General features: G+C 68.8%; 11 protein-coding genes. All 11 read left to right on the top strand.

Going from position 1 to position 13,510, the window contains the following annotated elements; genetic code table 11:
- Nucleotides 1–5: 5 nt before the first annotated feature.
- The 11 genes from rsmH to G7045_RS11350 are packed head-to-tail and all read left to right on the top strand — an operon-like array spanning nt 6 to nt 13,507.
- Nucleotides 6–935, top strand: coding sequence for a 16S rRNA (cytosine(1402)-N(4))-methyltransferase RsmH (gene rsmH / locus G7045_RS11400; protein WP_166159748.1), 930 nt, complete (start codon nt 6–8; stop codon nt 933–935).
- Nucleotides 932–1,213 carry a cell division protein FtsL gene (ftsL, locus tag G7045_RS11395; RefSeq protein WP_166159747.1) on the top strand — a complete coding sequence of 94 codons (282 nt, stop codon included), beginning with the start codon at nt 932–934 and terminating at the stop codon, nt 1,211–1,213. Before rsmH ends, ftsL begins: the two co-directional genes overlap by 4 nt.
- Nucleotides 1,210–2,958 (top strand): penicillin-binding protein 2, encoded by a 1,749-nt coding sequence (locus tag G7045_RS11390; RefSeq protein WP_166159746.1) that lies wholly within the window; start codon nt 1,210–1,212, stop codon nt 2,956–2,958. Before ftsL ends, G7045_RS11390 begins: the two co-directional genes overlap by 4 nt.
- Nucleotides 2,955–4,460, top strand: coding sequence for a UDP-N-acetylmuramoyl-L-alanyl-D-glutamate--2,6-diaminopimelate ligase (locus tag G7045_RS11385; RefSeq protein ID WP_166159745.1), 1,506 nt, complete (start codon nt 2,955–2,957; stop codon nt 4,458–4,460). The genes G7045_RS11390 and G7045_RS11385 overlap by 4 nt, the downstream gene beginning before the upstream one ends.
- On the top strand, nt 4,460–5,839 hold the full coding sequence (gene murF, locus G7045_RS11380) for a UDP-N-acetylmuramoyl-tripeptide--D-alanyl-D-alanine ligase (protein ID WP_166160445.1): 1,380 nt from the start codon (nt 4,460–4,462) through the stop codon (nt 5,837–5,839). Before G7045_RS11385 ends, murF begins: the two co-directional genes overlap by 1 nt.
- Nucleotides 5,830–7,008, top strand: a complete 1,179-nt coding sequence (gene mraY, locus G7045_RS11375) for a phospho-N-acetylmuramoyl-pentapeptide-transferase (protein ID WP_166159744.1) — start codon at nt 5,830–5,832, stop codon at nt 7,006–7,008. The genes murF and mraY overlap by 10 nt, the downstream gene beginning before the upstream one ends.
- On the top strand, nt 7,005–8,759 hold the full coding sequence (gene murD, locus G7045_RS11370; RefSeq protein WP_166159743.1) for a UDP-N-acetylmuramoyl-L-alanine--D-glutamate ligase: 1,755 nt from the start codon (nt 7,005–7,007) through the stop codon (nt 8,757–8,759). Before mraY ends, murD begins: the two co-directional genes overlap by 4 nt.
- 29 nt (nt 8,760–8,788) lie before the next feature.
- Nucleotides 8,789–10,024, top strand: a complete 1,236-nt coding sequence (ftsW, locus tag G7045_RS11365) for a putative lipid II flippase FtsW (protein WP_166160444.1) — start codon at nt 8,789–8,791, stop codon at nt 10,022–10,024.
- Entirely contained in the window at nt 10,021–11,088 is a 1,068-nt protein-coding gene (gene murG / locus G7045_RS11360) for an undecaprenyldiphospho-muramoylpentapeptide beta-N-acetylglucosaminyltransferase (protein ID WP_166159742.1), read from the top strand. The genes ftsW and murG overlap by 4 nt, the downstream gene beginning before the upstream one ends.
- Nucleotides 11,085–12,518 (top strand): UDP-N-acetylmuramate--L-alanine ligase, encoded by a 1,434-nt coding sequence (gene murC / locus G7045_RS11355; RefSeq protein ID WP_166159741.1) that lies wholly within the window; start codon nt 11,085–11,087, stop codon nt 12,516–12,518. Before murG ends, murC begins: the two co-directional genes overlap by 4 nt.
- A complete protein-coding gene (locus G7045_RS11350) occupies nt 12,515–13,507 on the top strand; it encodes a D-alanine--D-alanine ligase (RefSeq protein ID WP_166159740.1) in 993 nt (330 codons plus the stop codon). The genes murC and G7045_RS11350 overlap by 4 nt, the downstream gene beginning before the upstream one ends.
- Nucleotides 13,508–13,510 lie beyond the last annotated feature (3 nt).

Genomic DNA, 13,510 nt, shown 5'->3' with positions numbered 1-13,510 from the left:
CGAAGATGAACCAGCCCTTGCACCATGTCACGGTATTGCTCGACGAGGCCGTCAACGCCCTGCTGGGCGGCGCTCCGGCGCAGCCCGGCGGGCAGTGGATTGACGCCACCTTTGGCCGGGGCGGGCATTCGCGCCGCATCCTGCAGCAGCTCGGGCCCGAAGCGCGCCTGCTGGCCTTTGACAAAGACCCTGAGGCGATTGCCGCCGCCGCGCGCATCGACGACGCCCGCTTTGCCATTCGCCACGAGGGCTTTCGCCACCTGGACACGCTGCCGGCGGGCTTTGCCGACGGCATCTTGATGGACATCGGCGTCAGCTCGCCGCAGATCGACGCGCCCGAGCGCGGTTTCAGTTTTCGTTTCGATGGCCCGCTCGATATGCGCATGGACACCACGCGCGGCCAGAGCGTGGCCGATTGGCTGGCCCAGGCCGAGATGGCGCAGATTGCGGAGGTGATACGTGAATACGGCGAGGAGCGGTTTGCTGGCCCCATTGCAAAGGCGATTGTTGCGCGACGCCAGGAGCGCGGCCCCATCACAGGCACTGCCGAGCTGGCCGAGCTCGTGGCTGGCGTCGTCAAGACCCGCGAGGCCGGCCAAAACCCGGCCACGCGCACCTTCCAGGCTTTTCGGATTTTCATCAATGCCGAACTCGAAGAGCTGCAGCAGGCGCTCGCCGCGTCCCTGAAGGTGCTGCGCCCGGGTGGGCGGCTGGTGGTCATCAGCTTTCACTCGCTCGAAGACCGCATCGTCAAGCAGTTCATCGCTCAGCATTCCAAAGAGGTGTACGACCGGCGCGCACCGTTTGCCCCGCCCCAGCCCATGCGCCTCAAGGCCCTGGAGCGCATCAAGCCCTCGGCGGCTGAAGTGGCGGCCAACCCGCGTGCGCGCAGCGCCGTCATGCGCGTGGCCGAACGCACCGAGGTGGCGGGGTGATCCGTCTGAACCTGGTGCTGCTGCTGGCCGTGATTGCCAGCGCCATGTATCTGGTGCGGATGCAGTACGACTCGCGTCTGCTCTACACCCAGCTCGACCGCGCCCGCGCCGAGTCGCGCCAGCTCGAAACCGAGCACCAGCGCCTGCTGGTGGAAAAGCGCGCCCAGGCGACGCCGCTGCGGGTGGAAAAAATCGCCCGCGACAAGCTGCAGATGCGCACCGCCACGCCCGCCATTTCGCTCTACGTGAGCGACAGCGTTGCAGGAGCGCAACCATGAGCCGGCGCGGCGTCAGCTACACCTCCACCCCGCTGCTCGACAGCAAGACTCCCGTCTCGCGCAGCCGCTGGGCGGTGATCTTCATCGCCATCGGCTTTTTGGGCCTGGGCGTGCGCGCAGCCTATGTGCAGGTGTTCAGCAACGATTTTTACCAGCGCCAGGGCACGGTGCGCTTTGTGCGCACGCTGGAGCTGCCGGCGCACCGGGGCAAAATTTTCGACCGCAACGGCCTGATCCTGGCATCGAGCGTGCCAGCGGCCAGCATCTGGGCCATTCCTGAGGATGTGGAGGAGGACGAGCCGGCGGTGCGTGCCCAGCTCAAGGAATTGGCGCGCCTGCTGGGCATGTCGCTGCCCACCTTGGTGACGAAGATGGCCGAGGACGACAAGACCTTCATGTGGCTCAAGCGCCAGCTCGACTGGGATGTGGGCCAGCAGATCATGGCCCTGGGCATCAAGGGCATCTACCTGCGCAAGGAATACAAGCGCGAGTACCCCGAGGGCGAATCGGCGGCGCACGTGGTCGGCTTCACCAACGTCGAAGACCACGGCCAGGAAGGCATGGAGCTGGCCTTTGACCAGCAGCTCGCCGGCAAGCCCGGTTCGCGCCGCGTCATCAAGGACCGCATGGGGCGGGTGGTCGAGGGTGTGGGTGATGAGGTGCCGCCGGTCGATGGCCGGGATTTGCAATTGGCCATCGACTCCAAAGTGCAGTTCTTCGCTTACCAAAAGTTGCGCGACCAGGTGCAGCTGCACAAGGCCAAGGCAGGCAGTGTGGTGGTGCTCGATGCCCAGACCGGCGAGCTGCTGGCGCTGGCCAACTACCCCAGTTACGACCCCGATCATCGCCAGAATCTGAGCGGTGAACAGCTGCGTAACCGCGCTATCACCGATACCTTCGAGCCCGGCTCGACCATGAAGCCCATCACCATCGGCCTGGCGCTGGAGACCGGGCGCGTCAAGCCGCAGACCATTATTGATACCGCGCCGGGGCGCTTTACCCTCACGGGTTCGACCATCTCGGACACGCACAACTACGGCGCGTTGACGGTCGAAGGCGTCATCCAAAAATCCAGCAACGTCGGCACCACCAAGATCGCCATGCAAATGCCGGCGCGCGAGATGTGGGAGACGTTCTCTGCCGTCGGCTTTGGGCAGAAGCCGCAGATTGGCTTCCCCGGCGCCGTTGGTGGGCGCCTGCGGCCTTACAAAACCTGGCGCCCGATCGAGCAGGCCACCATGTCCTACGGCTACGGCCTGTCGGCCAGCCTGGTGCAGATGGCGCGCTCCTACACCGTGTTTGCCAACGACGGCAAGGTCATCCCCGCCACCATGCTCAAGAGCGAGCAGCCGGCGGTGGGCGTGCCGGTGTTCTCGCCCAGCACCGCCGAGGCCGTGCGCAAGATGCTGCAGATGGCTGCCGGCCCCGGCGGCACCGGGCAAAAGGCGCAGACCGTGGGCTACTCGGTGGGCGGCAAGTCCGGTACCGCGCGCAAGCAGGCCGGCAAAGGCTACGCCGCCGGCAAGTACCGCGCCTGGTTCACCGGCATGGCGCCGATCGACAACCCGCGCATCATCGTCGCCGTCATGGTCGATGAGCCCAGCAACGGCGTGATTTATGGCGGCGCCGTTGCCGCCCCCGTGTTCAGTGAAGTCGTGCAGCAAACGCTGCGCATGATGGGCGTGGCCCCGGATATGGCGGTGCGTCCGCAAATCGTGGCCAACCCGGTAGAGGAGCCGCTGTGAGCGTGCAACAGTTATCGACCGCCGAGCAGGCCCTGGCCTTTGTGCGCGCCCGTGCCAGCGGGCATTTGCAAACCGACAGCCGCCAGGTGGCCCCGGGCGACGCCTTCATCGCCTGGCCGGGCGCCGCCACCGATGGCCGCCTGCACGTCGCCGATGCCCTGGCGCGCGGCGCCAGCGCCGTGCTCGTCGAGCGCGCCGGCCTGCAAGCCTTTGACCTGCAGGGGCCGCAGATTGCCGCCCTGGACGGCCTCAAGGCCGCCACCGGGGTGCTGGCCGCGCAGTGGTACGGCCAGCCCAGCGCGCAGCTGGCGCTGCACGCCGTCACCGGCACCAACGGCAAGACCAGCAGCGCCTGCTGGCTTGCCGAGGCCCTGAATTTGCTATCAAAACAAGAGCTGCCAGCGCTTGCTGGATGCGCCCTGGTGGGTACTTTGGGTCTGGGTGTGCCACCGCAGCTCACGCCCACCGGCATGACCACGCCCGACCCGGTGCGCCTGCAGCGCGCGCTGCGCCAGTTTGCCGACCAGGGGCTGGGGCACTGCGCCATCGAGGCCTCGTCGATTGGCATCGTCGAGCAGCGCCTGGCCGGCTGCCAGATTCGCAGCGCCCTCTTTACCAACTTCACGCAGGACCACCTCGACTACCACGGCAGCATGGATGCCTACTGGCAGGCCAAGGAGGCGCTGTTTGCCTGGCCCGGCCTGCGCACGGCGGTGGTCAACCTCGACGACGCGCAGGGCGCGCGCCTCCATGCCCGTCTGGCACAGCAGCAAGGCGGCCTGGATTTGTGGGGTGTCAGCCTGCAGCACCCGGCACGCCTGCAGGCCCGGGACATTGCCCTGGGCGCGGGCGGCCTGCGGTTTACGGTGGTCGAAGGCGCGCAGCAGGCGCTGCTGCAAACCCGGCTCATCGGCCAGTACAACGTCTCCAACCTGCTGGGCGTGATCGCCACCTTGCGCAGCCTGGGCGTGCCGCTGGCCACCGCCGTGGCCGTGTGCGCGCAGCTCTCGCCCGTGCCTGGGCGTATGCAGCAGATCAACCAGCCCGGCCAGCCCCTGGTGGCCGTGGACTACGCCCACACCCCCGACGCCCTGGCCCAGGCGCTGGCGGCGCTGCGCCCGCTGGCGCAAGAGCGCGGTGGGCGCCTGTGGTGCGTGTTTGGCTGCGGCGGCAACCGCGACGCGCGCAAACGCCCGCTCATGGGCGCGGCGGCGCAGCAGGGCGCGGATGCCGTGCTGGTGACCAGCGACAACCCACGTGGCGAAGCGCCGCAGGCCATCATCGACGACATCCTGCGCGGGATGCAGGCGGGCGCGGCGCTGCAGGTCGAGCCCGACCGCGCGGCGGCCATTGCCGCCGCCATCGCCCAGGCCGGGCCGCAAGACGTGCTGCTGCTGGCCGGCAAAGGCCACGAGGACTACCAGGAAGTGCAGGGCCAGCGCCTGCCGTTCTCCGATATGGCGCAGGCCCACGCCGCGCTTGCCGCGAGGGCCGGCGCATGATGATGACGCTGCAACAAGCCTTGGCCTGGGTGCAGGCGCACATTCCGCAGGCGTGCCTGGTGGGCGATGCGGCCTTGCCGCTGGCCCGCATCCACACCGACACGCGCAGCCTGCAGGCGGGCGACCTGTTCGTCGCCCTGCGGGGCGAGCGTTTTGACGCCCATGACTTTTTGCCCCAGGCGCGCGCTGCGGGCGCGGCTGCCGCCATGGCCCACGGCGGCCTGGCCGCAGCCGGCCTGCCCGGCATCGAGGTGCCCGACACCCTGGCCGCGCTCGGCGCACTCGCCGCCGGCTGGCGCAGCCAGTTCACGCTGCCCCTGATTGCCGTCACCGGCAGCAACGGCAAGACCACCGTGACGCAAATGCTCGCCAGCATCCTCACCACCCACGCGGGCGATGCGGCGCTGGCCACGCGCGGCAACCTCAACAACGCCATCGGCCTGCCGCAAACCCTGCTGCGCCTGCGGGCTGAGCACCGCCTGGCCGTGGTCGAGCTGGGCATGAACCACCCTGGCGAGATTGCCGCCCTGGCCGCCCTGGCCCAGCCCACGGTGGCGCTGGTGAACAACGCGCAGCGCGAGCACCTGGAATTCATGGGCACGGTGCAGGCCGTGGCCGAGGAAAACGGCAGCGTCCTCGCCGCCTTGCCCGCCGATGGCGTGGCCGTGTTCCCCGAGGGCGATGCCTTCACGCCGCTGTGGCGCCGCCTGGCTGCGGGGCGCCGCTGCCTGAGCTTTGGTACTGCCGCCGCCGATGTGCGCTGCCTGCAGGCCGACTGGCAGGGCGACGCCTGGGCCGTGCAGATCACCACCCCGGCGGGCACTTTTGCCACCCGCTTGCACATTGCCGGGCAGCACAACGTCAGCAACGCCCTGGCAGCGACGGCCTGCGCGCTGGCGGCGGGCGTGCCGCTGGCGGCCATTGCCCAGGGGCTGGCCGCATTTGCGCCGGTGCAGGGGCGCTCGCGGGCGCTGCAACTGCAGCTGGCAGATCGAAGCCTGACGGTGGTGGACGACAGCTACAACGCCAACCCCGACTCCGTGCGCGCCGCCATCGACGTGCTTGCCGCGCTGCCGGCGCCGCGCTATCTGGTGCTGGGCGACATGGGTGAGGTCGGCAACCAGGGGCCGCAGTTCCACGCCGAAGCCGGCTCCTACGCCCGCGCCCAGGGCATAGAGCGGCTGTGCGCCCTGGGGGATTTGAGCGTGCACGCCAGCGCCGCCTTTGGCGCCGGCGGGCAGCATTTCGACAACAAGGCCGCCTTGCTCGCGGCCGTGCGCGCAGCCCTGCCCGGCATGGGCAGCGTGCTGGTGAAAGGATCGCGTTTTATGAAGATGGAAGAAGTGGTGCAGGCGCTGCAGGAGGCCCCATGCTCTTGATGCTGGCGCAGTGGCTGCAGGGCCTGTCGCCTGATTTTGGCTTTTTGCGCGTCTTCCAGTACATCACCTTCCGGGCGGTGATGGCGGCGCTCACGGCCTTGCTCATCGGCCTGGTGGTGGGGCCGCGCGCCATCGCCATGCTGCGCGCGCTCAAGATCGGCCAGCCCATCCGGGGCTATGCCATGGAGACGCACCTGAGCAAAAGCGGCACACCCACCATGGGTGGGGTGCTGATTTTGTTCGCCATGGCCACCTCGACCCTGCTGTGGTTCGACCTCTCCAACCGCTTCGTCTGGATCACCCTCATCGTCACCCTGGGCTTTGGCGCCATTGGCTGGGTGGACGACTGGCGCAAGGTGGTCAACAAAGACCCCGAGGGGATGCGCTCGCGCGAAAAATACTTTTGGCAATCGCTCATCGGCCTGGTGGCGGCGCTGTACCTGGTGTTCAGCATCTCCGAGAACTCCAACGCCCGCGTGCTGGAGCTGTTCTGGGCCTGGGTGCAGTCGGGTTTTTCGCTGGATTTGCCGCCCAAGGCCGGGTTGCTGCTGCCGTTTTTCAAAGAAGTGAGCTACCCGCTGGGCGTGCTCGGCTTCGTCATCCTGACCTATCTGGTGATCGTCGGCAGCAGCAACGCCGTGAACCTGACCGACGGCCTGGACGGCCTGGCCATCATGCCGGTGATCCTGGTGGGCGGCTCACTGGGCATTTTTGCCTACGTCACGGGCAACGCGGTGTACGCCAAGTACCTGTTGTTTCCGCACATTCCGGGCTCGGGCGAGCTGATGATTTTCTGCGCTGCCATGGGCGGGGCGGGGCTGGCCTTTTTGTGGTTCAACGCGCACCCGGCGCAGGTGTTCATGGGCGACGTCGGCGCGCTGGCGCTTGGCGGCGCGCTCGGCACGGTGGCCGTGATCGTGCGCCAGGAAGTGGTGCTGGCCATCATGGGCGGCGTCTTCGTGGTCGAGGCGCTGTCGGTGATGCTGCAGGTGAGCTGGTTCAAATACACGCGCCGGCGCTACGGCGAGGGCCGGCGCCTTTTGAAGATGGCGCCGCTGCACCACCATTTTGAAAAAAGCGGCTGGAAGGAAACCCAGGTCGTGGTGCGCTTCTGGATCATCACCATGCTGCTGTGCCTGCTGGGCCTGACGACGCTGAAACTGCGATGAGCGAACCCCTGTCCCCCACCCCCATCCCTGCCGACGCCGCCCCCGCCGCTGGCACGGCTGCGCCGGCCGCGCTGACGGCGGCGCAGGATGCGGCCGCCTTCGTCGCGCGCATTTTTGCCGAGGCCGAGCCCGAGGTGGCTGCCGAGCCCGTGCCGGACAACGCCCTTTTGGCGCAGGCCGAGGCCGCACCCGAGCCCACCTGGGCCCCCGTGCCGCAAGACTGGCCACAGGCCAGCGCGCCGCTGCAGGGCCAGCGCGTGTTGGTGCTGGGCCTGGGCGCCTCGGGCCTGGCCATGGCGCGCTGGTGCGCGCGTGCCGGCGCCGCCGTCACGGTGGCCGACACCCGCGCCGCGCCGCCGCAGCTGGCGCCGCTGCAGGCCGAGCTGCCGGCGGTGCGCTTCGTCGCCGGCGCTTTCGATGCTGCCCTGGTGCAGGGCCAGGGCCTGAGCGCGGTGTACCGCTCGCCAGGGCTCAGTCCGGCCACGATTGCTCCTGTTTTAGGAGCTGCTGACGCTTGTGGCATCAGCGTCAAAGGCGAATTGGACTTGTATTCCGAGGCCCTGGCGGCGCTGCGCGCGCAGCATGGCTACGCGCCGGCGCTGCTGGCCGTGACCGGCACCAATGGCAAGACCACCGTCACCTCGCTCACGGCGCAGCTGGTGGCGCAGGCCGGGCGCAGCGTGGCCGTGGCCGGCAACATCGGGCCGACGCTGCTTGACACCCTGGCGGCGCGCATCGCGGCGCAGGATTTGCCCAGCACCTGGGTGCTGGAGCTGTCGAGTTTTCAGCTCGACGGCGTGCAGGGCTTTGAGCCGACGGCGGCGGCGGTGCTCAACCTGACGCAAGACCACCTCGACTGGCACGGCAGCATGGCCGCCTACGGCGCGGCCAAGGCGCGCATCTTTGGCCAGGGTGCGCTCATGGTGCTCAATCGCGAGGACGCTGCCGTCATGGCCATGCTGCCGCCAGCGGTCAAGGTCAAGCTGCAAAAGCCGCAGCTGCGCGCCCACGTCACCTTTGGCGCCGACCTGCCGCAGCGCCCCGGTGACTACGGCCTGGAAAGCGTCAACGGCATGACCTGGCTGGTGCGTGCGCACGCCGCCGACGAGACCGTGCGCCGCAGCAAGGTGTACGAACAAGAGTTGCACCTGCAGCGCCTGATGCCTGCCGACGCGCTGCGCATTCGCGGCCGCCACAACGCCTGCAACGCCCTGGCGGCGCTGGCGCTGGCGCAGGCCGCTGGCGCCAGCCTGGCCGACATGCTCTACGGCCTGCGTGAATACCGGGGCGAGCCGCACCGCGTCGAGCCCATCGGCAGCGTCGCCGGCGTGGAGTATTTCGACGACAGCAAGGGCACGAATGTGGGCGCCACCGTGGCCGCACTCACGGGGCTGGGCGCCGAGCGGCGCCTGGTCGTCATCCTGGGAGGCGATGGCAAGGGGCAGGACTTCTCGCCCCTGGCCGCGCCCCTGGTGCGCTACGCGCGGGCGGCGGTGCTGATCGGGCGCGACGCCCCGGCCATTCGCGCCGCCCTGCACGCGGGCGAGCCGCTGCTGCTCGACGCCGCGACGCTGGAGCAGGCCGTGGCCCTGGCGGCGGCGCAGGCGCAGCCGGGCGATGCCGTGCTGCTCTCGCCCGCCTGCGCCAGCCTGGACATGTTCCGCGACTACGCGCACCGCGCCCAGGTGTTCGTGCAGGCCGTTCAGGCGCTGGCGCACGCAGCCGGGCAAGACCTGGGGGGCAGCCTGTGAGCGTGCGCCCCAGCCCCCTGCTCGCGCGCATGGCCGCCTGGTTTGGCGCCCTGCCGGCAAAGGCGGCCGACCGCCTGCCGGTGCGCATTGGCGGCATGGAATACCGCCAGACATCGGCCACGCCGGCGCACGTGCTGGGCTTTGACCAGGTGCTGTTGTGGGTTGTGGTGGCGCTGCTGGCCTGGGGGTTGGTGATGGTGTACTCAGCCTCCATCGCCATGCCGGACAACCCCCGCTTTGGCAAGATCGCGCCCTACCACTTTCTGTTGCGCCACTGCATGGCGTTGGTGATGGGTTTCGTCGCTGCGCTGTTGGTGTTCCAGATTTCGATGAAGAAATGGGCCGACATCGCCCCTTGGCTTTTCGTGGGCGCCTTGGTGCTGCTCATTGCCGTGCTGATCCCGCACGTGGGCAGCTCGGTCAACGGCGCGCGCCGCTGGCTCAGTCTGGGCATCATGAATTTCCAGCCGTCGGAGCTGGCCAAGCTGGCCATCCTGATCTACGCCGCCGACTACATGGAGCGCAAGCTGCCGGAAAAAGAAAGCTTTCTGCGCGCCGTGCTGCCCATGATGGGCGCCGTGGCCGTGGTGGGCGCGCTGCTGCTGGCCGAGCCGGACATGGGCGCCTTCATGGTGATCACCGTCATCGCCATGGGCATCCTGTTTTTGGGCGGGGTGAACCTGCGCATGATGTTTCTGATCGGCGGCGCCCTGGTGGCGGCCTTCATGATGATCATCATCACCAGCCCCTGGCGGCGCGAGCGCATTTTTGCCTACCTCGATCCGTTCAGCGCCGACCACGCGCTGGGCAAGGGCTACCAGCTGTCGCATTCGCTCATCGCCATCGGGCGCGGCGAGATTTTTGGCGTCGGCCTGGGCGCTAGCGTGGAAAAACTGCACTGGCTGCCCGAGGCGCACACCGACTTCCTCATGGCCGTCATCGGTGAGGAGTTCGGCCTGGTGGGCGTGCTCACCCTGATCGTGCTCTTCTTCTGGCTCACGCGCCGCATCATGCAAATTGGCCGCCAGGCGATTGCGCTCGACCGTGTTTTCCCCGGCCTGGTGGCCCAGGGCGTGGCGGTGTGGCTGGGCTTTCAGGCCTTCATCAACATGGGCGTGAACCTGGGCGCGCTGCCAACCAAGGGCCTGACGCTGCCGCTCATGAGCTTTGGCGGTTCGGCCATCTTGATGAACCTGGTGGCCCTGGCCGTCGTGCTGCGGGTGGACTATGAGAACAAATTACTCATGAGGGGGGGGCGCGTATGAGCCAGCCTCCATGCGCCCTCATCATGGCCGGCGGCACCGGCGGCCACATCTTCCCCGGCCTGGCGCTGGCGCGGGAGCTGCGCGCACGCGGCTGGCGCGTGCATTGGCTGGGCACGCCCGTCAGCATGGAGTCGCGCCTGGTGCCGCCCGAGGGCTTTGCCTTCGAGACGATTGATTTTTCCGGCGTGCGCGGCAAGGGGGTCAAAACCCTGGCGCTGCTGCCCCTCAAGCTGCTGCGCGCCTTCTGGCAGGCGCTGGCCGTGGTGCGCCGCGTGCGCCCGGACGTGGTCGTCGGCCTGGGTGGCTACGTCACCTTCCCCGGCGGCATGATGGCCGCCCTGGCGGGCAAGCCGCTGGTGCTGCACGAGCAAAATTCGGTCGCCGGTATGGCCAACCGCGTGCTCTCTGGTGTCGCTGACCGCATCTTCACTGCCTTTCCCGGCGTGCTGAAAAAAGGCCAGTGGGTCGGCAACCCGCTGCGCCACGCCTTTACCGCGCAGGCGGCGCCAGCGGCGCGCTTTGCCGGGCGTAGCGGGCCGCTCAAACTGCTGGTGGTCGGCGGCAGCCTGGGCGCCAAGGCGCTCAACGACATCGTGCCGCAGGCGCTGGCGCTGATCCCCGAGGGGCAGCGCCCCGAGGTGACGCACCAAAGCGGCGCGGCGCAGATCGAGGCGCTGCGCCAGAACTACGCCCAGGCCGGGGTGCAGGCCACGCTCACGCCCTTCATCGACGACACCGCCAGCGCCTTTGCCGAGGCCGACCTCATCGTCTGCCGCGCGGGCGCCAGCACCGTGACCGAGATCGCCGCCGTCGGCGCAGCCGCGCTGTTCGTGCCCTTTCCGGCGGCGGTGGACGACCACCAGACGCACAACGCCCAATTCCTCGTCCAGGCCGGTGGCGGCTGGCTGTTGCAGCAGCGCGACTTGACGCCCGGGGGATTGGCCCAAATGCTACAAAATACGGAGCGCGCCGCGCTTTTGCAGCGCGCCGAACAAGCCAAAACCATGCAAAAAATTGAAGCCACGGCCGCCGTGGTGGCCGCCTGCGAGGAGTTGGCCCGATGAAACACGCCATCCACCACATCCATTTCGTCGGCCTGGGCGGCGCCGGCATGAGCGGCATCGCCGAGGTGCTGCACAACCTGGGCTACCGCATTTCGGGCTCCGACCTGGCCGATAGCAGCACGCTGCAGCGCCTGCAAGGCCTGGGCATTGCCACCCACATCGGCCACGACGCGGCCCATGTGCAGGGCGCAGACGCGGTCGTCACCTCGACGGCGGTGCAGGCCGACAACCCCGAGGTGCTGGCCGCGCGCGCGCGCAAGATTCCGGTGGTGCCGCGCGCGCTCATGCTCGCCGAGCTGATGCGCTTGAAGCGCGGCATCGCCATTGCCGGCACGCACGGCAAGACCACCACCACCAGCCTGGTCACCAGCGTGCTGGCCGAGGCCGGGCTCGACCCCACCTTCGTCATCGGCGGGCGCCTGAACAGCGCGGGCGCGAATGCGCGCCTGGGCCAGGGCGAGTACATCGTGGTCGAGGCCGACGAGTCCGACGCCTCGTTCCTGAACCTGCTGCCGGTGATGGCCGTCGTCACCAACATCGACGCCGACCACATGGAGACCTACGGCCACGACTTTGGCCGTTTGAAGCAGGCCTTCATCGACTTCCTGCACCGGATGCCGTTCTACGGCGCCGCCGTGCTGTGCGTGGACAACCCCGGCGTGCGCGCCATCCTGGGCGATCTCGCCCGCCCCGTGACCAGCTACGGTTTTTCCGAGGATGCGCAGGTGCGCGCCGTCCATCTGCGGGCCGACGCCGGGCGGATGCACTTCACCGTGCAGCGGCGCAACGGCATCACCTTGCCGGATTTGGAAGTGACGCTCAACCTCGCCGGCGAGCACAACGTGCTCAACGCCCTGGCCGCGATTGCCGTGGCCACCGAACTCGATATTCCGGATGCCGCGCTGCAGCGTGCCCTGGCCGGTTTTACCGGCGTCGGGCGGCGTTTTCAACGCTACGGCAGCCAGCCGGCGCAAGGTGGCGGCAGCTACGAGCTGATCGAAGACTACGGCCACCACCCGGTAGAGATGGCGGCCACCCTGGCGGCGGCGCGCGGCGCCTTTCCCGGGCGGCGCCTGGTGCTGGCTTTTCAGCCGCACCGCTACAGCCGCACGCGCGACTGCTTTGAGGATTTTGTGCAGGTGCTCGGCCGTGCCGACGCCGTGCTGCTGACCGAGGTTTACGCCGCTGGCGAGGCCCCCATCGTCGCCGCCGATGGCCGCGCCCTGGCGCGGGCCGTGCGCGTGGCCGGGCGCGTCGAGCCGCAGTTCATCGAAGACGTGGCCGAGCTGCCCCAGGCGCTCATTGCCAGCGTGCAGGGCGGCGACGTGGTGCTGTGCATGGGCGCCGGCTCCATCGGCGCCGTGCCCGGCAAGGTGGTGCAGTTGCTACAAAATAATGAGCTGCTCACGCAGGCTGGGAGCGGGATATGAGCCAATTTGATCTAAAAATAGACGCTGCCAGCCTGGGCCGGGTGGCCGTGCTGCTGGGCGGGGACTCGTCCGAGCGCGAAATTTCCCTGATGTCCGGCCAGGGCGTGCTGCAGGCGCTGCGCGCGCGCGGCGTCGATGCCCATGCCTTTGACCCCGCGCAGCAGCCGCTGTGCGAATTGAAAAACCAGGGCTTTGCGCGCTGCTTCATCGCCCTGCATGGCCGCCACGGTGAAGACGGTGCGGTGCAAGGCGCGCTCGAACTGCTGGGCCTGCCCTACACCGGCTCGGGCGTGATGGCGTCGAGCATCGCCATGGACAAGATCATGACCAAGCGCATCTGGCGCTTCGAGGGCCTGCCCACCCCCGACTGGCGCCTGGTGGCCAGCGCCGAGGAGTGCGCCCAGGCCCTGGCCGAGCTGGGCGCGCCCATGATCGTCAAGCCCTCGCGCGAGGGCTCGACCATCGGCCTGACCAAGGTCACGCGGCCCGAGGAATGCGCCCAGGCCTACCAGCTCGCCGCGCGCTACGACCCCGAGGTGCTGTGCGAGCAGTTCATTGCCGGCGACGAGACCACCTGCCCGGTGCTGGGCCAGGGCGCGGATGCGCGGGCGCTGCCGGTGATCCGCATCGAGGCGCCTCAGGGCAACTACGACTACCAGAACAAATACTTCAACGACAGCACGCAGTACCACTGCCCCAGCGGCCTGCCCGAGGCCGAGGAGCGCGAGATCCAGCGCATCGCCCTGCGCGCCTACCGCACCCTGGGCTGCAGGGGCTGGGCGCGTGCCGACATCATGGTGCGCGCGCGCGACCGCCAGCCGTTTTTGCTCGAGATCAACACCTCGCCCGGCATGACGGGCCATTCGCTGGTGCCGATGTCGGCGCGCGCAGCCGGCATCAGCTACGAAGACCTGTGCCTGCGCCTGCTCGCCGGCGCCTCGCTCGACGCCTGGCAGCACCAGGCCGACCGCGCCATGGCCGGAGCTTAAAAC

The organism is Acidovorax sp. HDW3 (genome assembly GCF_011303755.1).
Taxonomy (GTDB): Bacteria; Pseudomonadota; Gammaproteobacteria; order Burkholderiales; family Burkholderiaceae_C; genus Paenacidovorax.
The sequence above is the reverse complement of the archived record's forward strand: the minus strand, read 5'-3'. Positions and strand labels throughout refer to the sequence as shown.

Bases quoted from the DNA above. Each gene is read 5' to 3' on its own strand.
- murC (WP_166159741.1), top strand. From the start codon at position 11,085: ATGAAACACGCCATCCACCACATCCATTTCGTCGGCCTGGGCGGCGCC.
- murD (WP_166159743.1), top strand. From the start codon at position 7,005: ATGAGCGAACCCCTGTCCCCCACCCCCATCCCTGCCGACGCCGCCCCC.
- G7045_RS11350 (WP_166159740.1), top strand. From the start codon at position 12,515: ATGAGCCAATTTGATCTAAAAATAGACGCTGCCAGCCTGGGCCGGGTG.
- murG (WP_166159742.1), top strand. From the start codon at position 10,021: ATGAGCCAGCCTCCATGCGCCCTCATCATGGCCGGCGGCACCGGCGGC.
- murF (WP_166160445.1), top strand. From the start codon at position 4,460: ATGATGACGCTGCAACAAGCCTTGGCCTGGGTGCAGGCGCACATTCCG.
- G7045_RS11390 (WP_166159746.1), top strand. From the start codon at position 1,210: ATGAGCCGGCGCGGCGTCAGCTACACCTCCACCCCGCTGCTCGACAGC.
- mraY (WP_166159744.1), top strand. From the start codon at position 5,830: ATGCTCTTGATGCTGGCGCAGTGGCTGCAGGGCCTGTCGCCTGATTTT.
- ftsW (WP_166160444.1), top strand. From the start codon at position 8,789: ATGGCCGCCTGGTTTGGCGCCCTGCCGGCAAAGGCGGCCGACCGCCTG.
- rsmH (WP_166159748.1), top strand. From the start codon at position 6: ATGAACCAGCCCTTGCACCATGTCACGGTATTGCTCGACGAGGCCGTC.